The organism is Arthrobacter sp. H14 (assembly GCF_000520495.1).
GTDB lineage: Bacteria > Actinomycetota > Actinomycetes > Actinomycetales > Micrococcaceae > Arthrobacter_C.
Genome location: NZ_KI914646.1, coordinates 55412 through 59395, shown reverse-complemented (window position 1 = coordinate 59395; position 3984 = coordinate 55412). Strand labels below are relative to the sequence as shown.

General features: G+C 63.5%; 5 protein-coding genes. 3 read left to right on the top strand and 2 right to left on the bottom strand.

Going from position 1 to position 3984, the window contains the following annotated elements:
• Nucleotides 1–199 precede the first annotated feature (199 nt).
• Both Y707_RS0108990 and Y707_RS0108985 read left to right on the top strand, forming a co-directional pair.
• Nucleotides 200–913, top strand: coding sequence for a DsbA family oxidoreductase (locus Y707_RS0108990; protein WP_026534836.1), 714 nt, complete (start codon nt 200–202; stop codon nt 911–913).
• An 83-nt stretch (nt 914–996) separates the two neighbouring features.
• On the top strand, nt 997–1644 hold the full coding sequence (locus tag Y707_RS0108985; protein WP_026534835.1) for a TetR/AcrR family transcriptional regulator: 648 nt from the start codon (nt 997–999) through the stop codon (nt 1642–1644).
• A 64-nt stretch (nt 1645–1708) separates the two neighbouring features.
• Here Y707_RS0108985 and Y707_RS24635 read toward each other — a convergent pair whose 3' ends face one another.
• Both Y707_RS24635 and Y707_RS0108975 read right to left on the bottom strand, forming a co-directional pair.
• Nucleotides 1709–2458 carry a LytR C-terminal domain-containing protein gene (locus Y707_RS24635; RefSeq protein ID WP_081744737.1) on the bottom strand — a complete coding sequence of 250 codons (750 nt, stop codon included), beginning with the start codon at nt 2456–2458 and terminating at the stop codon, nt 1709–1711.
• A complete protein-coding gene (locus Y707_RS0108975; RefSeq protein ID WP_026534834.1) occupies nt 2451–2750 on the bottom strand; it encodes a type II toxin-antitoxin system VapB family antitoxin in 300 nt (99 codons plus the stop codon). Before Y707_RS0108975 ends, Y707_RS24635 begins: the two co-directional genes overlap by 8 nt.
• A 117-nt stretch (nt 2751–2867) precedes the next feature.
• On the opposite strand from Y707_RS0108975, the gene Y707_RS0108970 reads away from it, so the two are divergent.
• A complete protein-coding gene (locus tag Y707_RS0108970) occupies nt 2868–3791 on the top strand; it encodes an oxygenase MpaB family protein (protein ID WP_026534833.1) in 924 nt (307 codons plus the stop codon).
• Nucleotides 3792–3984 lie beyond the last annotated feature (193 nt).

Sequence of the window (3984 nt, the reverse complement as noted above, 5' to 3'; positions counted from 1 at the left end):
CGGGCTGGCCATGTCTGCATACGGCGGACAGGACATGTCTGCATACGGCTACTCGACAATATGTGTGCGTATCCCGCGGTGGAACAACGCGTACTGCCCACCAGATTTGTGAACCAACGCGTACTGCCCACCAGATTCAGATTCCTACGCCATCCATCCATGCAGGAACATTCTCCCGGCCGCCGTGGTTGTGCGGGACATGAAGATAGAGATCTGGTCCGACATCGCCTGCCCCTGGTGCTACATCGGAAAGCGCCGCTTCGAAGCCGCCCTCGCGGAATTCCCGCATCGGGAGGACGTGGAGGTGCTCTGGCGCAGTTACCAGCTCGATCCGGACATTCCCGAACACTTCGAGGGAACGGAACTGGAGTATCTCAGCAAGCGCAAGGGCATGCCGGTCGAGCGGGTGCAGCAGATGCTCGAGCATGTCACTGAGCAGGCCGCCGGCGAAGGCTTGACGTTCCGCTACGAGGATCTCGTCGTCGCCAACAGCTTCGCTGCCCATCAGTTCATCCACCTCGCCGGAACGCAGGGCAAGGCCGACGCTGCCAAAGAGGCATTGTTGGCGGCTCACTTTGAGCAGGGCCGCAACATTGCCGACGTCGACACGCTGGTTGAGCTGGGCGCGGCACTTGGACTCGAGGATGCCGAAATCCGGGAGACGCTGCAGTCCGGCCGCCATGCCGACGACGTCCGTGCCGACATTGCCGAAGCCGGTGCCCTGGGCGTTAATGGTGTCCCGTTCTTCGTGCTGGACCGCAAATACGGTATATCCGGAGCTCAGCCGGTCGAGGTATTCACCAATGCCCTGAACGAGGCGTGGAAAGAGTCGCACCCTCTCGTGATGGCCAACGCCGAAGGAGCAGACGGAACCGACGGCGGTGTCTGCGGACCCGACGGCTGCACGACGTAGGGCGCCCCGTCGCGCCATAGCAACAACCTCATTTCGACGTAGTAGCACCAGGTTTTACTGACAGTCCGCGGTAGAGTGTCTCCATGCCACGGATCACCGCCCCGACCAACGCCGAGCAACGGACCAGTACCCGGCGCCGGATCCTGACGTCCTTTGGTGCGTTGCTGTTCAGCCATGGACTTCCCGGATTGACGATGACCGACGTCGCGCGTCATGCCGGGGTCGGGCGGACAGCGGTCTACAACTACTTCTCCGATATTGAGGAGTTGCTCGTCGCGTATGCGCTCGACGAGACGGAACGTTTCCTGGCCGACCTCAAGGAAGACCTCGGCCGCGTCCACAATCCCGTTGACAAGCTGTCCCTGTTCGTCCGCGCACAGTTGGAAGACCTCGCCAAACGGCACCTGCCGCCGGGGCCGGCCATCCGTTCCGTGTTGTCGCAGGAGTCCTTCGCCAAACTCGCCGCCCATGTTGGTGAACTCGATGCCCTGCTGCAGGACATCCTGCGTGAAGGCATCGATCAGGGCTACCTGCCGGAGAACGACGTCGTCGAACTCGCCCGGCTGGTGCATGGCTCCCTCGGCGCGAGCGCTGCCCGCGGTCCCGATTCCAAAGACCCGGATCAGCAGCGCGCGGAGCAAATTTCCGGAACGGTCCGCTTTATCCAGGCCGGCGTCGGCGCCCGGTTCGACGGCGACGGCGAACCTATTCAGGTTTACGAAACCCGCTGACGGTCCTGCCGGAAAGACCACGTCTTCAGCGGATCCGTGGGCTGCTGCCCGCGGGACCACGGGTTCAGTTGTCCTGTTCGGCCGGCTCTTCGGTTGCCGGTTCCGTTTCCGGCGTAACCGGCGGTGTTGCAGTTCCGGTGGCCGGAGTGGGTACAGAATTCAACCGGGGGCAGCTCACCCGCCCTGACGACTGGTCCACTTCGCCGGCTGCAACCAACCCGGCGAATCCCCGTCCGAGCACAACGTCCACCGTCCCGCCGCTCCGCTCATCCTGCAGATACTCCGTTTCGGAGATGGTCCGCTGGAGGTTCAATGCGCTGGCCAGCCCGTCGGTACCGGAAACGACCACTGCCGTGACGGAGTTGTTGTTCAGCGTCCGGTTGCCAACCTCGCCCACGTCGTAGCCACGTTCCCGCAGCTGGTCAGCGATACTTCCCGCGAGACCGCCCTGGTCCGTGCTGTTGTAAACGTTGACGGTAACGTCCTCATTCGCGGGAAAGTTCACCACCTGCGTTGGGCAGGCGAACGGTTCATCTTCCTCCGTTTCCAGGAACGGCACCGTGAGGTCCCCGCGGGCAATTGCCAACGCCAGCAGCACGGCCGTAATAATCATCGCCACGAGGACGGTCAGTACCACGCCATGGAGGATCCGACGCCGGTAGCCAGGCAGATACTCAACCTCACCTCCGTCGTCGAACACCTCACGCAGATCATCACTGGTGACGATTTTCTGGCCGTGAAGAGTGCTTGGGTCTGCCGGGCGGCGTCGTCCAAATAGTCTTTTCCTGCGCTCCGGCCGCTCCGGATCAGTCATTAATCACCAGTACACGGGCGTGCAGGATCGTCCGCTGGTGCAGGGCGGTACGGACGGCGCGGTGCAGGCCGTCCTCGAGGTAGAGCGTGTCCTTCCACTGCACAACATGCGGGAACAGGTCGCCGAAGAATGTGGAGTCTTCCGCCAGCAGCGCCTCCAGGTCCAGCGTGCCTTTTGTGGTGACAAGTTCGTCCAGGCGAACCTGCCTTGGCGCCACGGCGGCCCAGTCTTTTGGGGTCTGGTAACCATGGTCAGGGTAAGGGCGTCCCTCGCCCACAGCTTTGAAGATCACCAGTCCAGCCTAGAGAACATGGCCGGGAAAATGAATATTCGCCCCGCAGAGCCCGTGTTGCCGTGGCCAAATGGTTACCTGGAGCGGTCCCGGATGAACGGCGCGCATACTGGTTTCATGAGCGGATTGATGGATAAGCCGCGGCGCCGGCTACGCAAAACCTTCACCGGCAGGGAAGACGGAAGGCCGGATTGGGTGCGCCAGCTTGCCGACGGCGACGACGCCGGCTACTTCCAGCCTGGTTCCGCCACTTGGGCGGTGCATGGTTCGATGGCGACCACCGTGGCAGGGATCCGCGCGCTGCTGATGCAGACCCTGCACCCGGCGGCCATGGCCGGTGTGTATAACTTCTCGCGGTTCCGCGAAGACCCGTTGGGACGCCTGGCGGGAACGATCCGTTGGATTTTCACCGTCACCTACGGGGACACCAAGGCCGCGCAGGAGGCTTCTGACTGGGTTTTGCAGCTGCATGAAAAGGTGACTGGAACCTATAGCGACGCTAACGGCCACCGTCGCCAGTATTCCGCCAACGATCCGGAACTGCTCAGCTGGGTCCACCTGGCCTTCACCGATTCCTTCCTCCGGAGCCATCAGGCCTGGGGCAAGCCCATCCCGGGCGGGGCCGACCGGTACGTCGCAGAGTGGGCCGAAGCAGGCGTCCTGATGCATGTTCCCGATCCGCCACGCTCGGAAGCAGAACTGCGCGGGCAACTCGACGCTTATTACGACGCCGGGACCCTCACCCACAGTGCCGAAGTCGCCGAAGCCGTCCGTTTCATCCGCGACCCGCCCCTGCATCCTTCGTTGAAGGCCGGACACCGGATTCTGTTCGCCGGAGCAGTCTCTACCATTGAGCCGAAATTCCAGCGGCTCCTCGGGCTGGACCCGCCGTCGCTGGGCCCGCTGCCCATGCCCGCCCGCTCAGCCACGCGGGGAGTGCTGGGCTTAATGCGCCTGGCCCTTGGACCGGCGGGCCCGAGCGAGCTGGCTGCCCGGAGCCGCCTGGCCCGGCTCGGTCTGCTGGACGCCGCAATCGACTGACCGGGTGGCGGGCGGATTGGCGGGATCTGCGAGGCCAACGAGTCGGACTCAGCGCAGCGACTGAAGAATGAAGTCCGCCGCTTCGTCCGGACGGTCCCAATGCGGGAAATGACCGCACCGCTCGAACCAGCGTACGGTTGCGTCCGGAAACTTCGCCATGGCGAGGCGGGCCTCGTCCGGTACGGTTACAAGA

What these genes read in the sequence shown, in the direction of transcription:
- Y707_RS0108990 (WP_026534836.1), top strand. Translation starts at nt 200, where the DNA reads ATGAAGATAGAGATCTGGTCCGACATCGCCTGCCCCTGGTGCTACATC.
- Y707_RS0108985 (WP_026534835.1), top strand. Translation starts at nt 997, where the DNA reads ATGCCACGGATCACCGCCCCGACCAACGCCGAGCAACGGACCAGTACC.
- Y707_RS24635 (WP_081744737.1), bottom strand. Translation starts at nt 2,458, where the DNA reads ATGACTGATCCGGAGCGGCCGGAGCGCAGGAAAAGACTATTTGGACGA.
- Y707_RS0108970 (WP_026534833.1), top strand. Translation starts at nt 2,868, where the DNA reads ATGAGCGGATTGATGGATAAGCCGCGGCGCCGGCTACGCAAAACCTTC.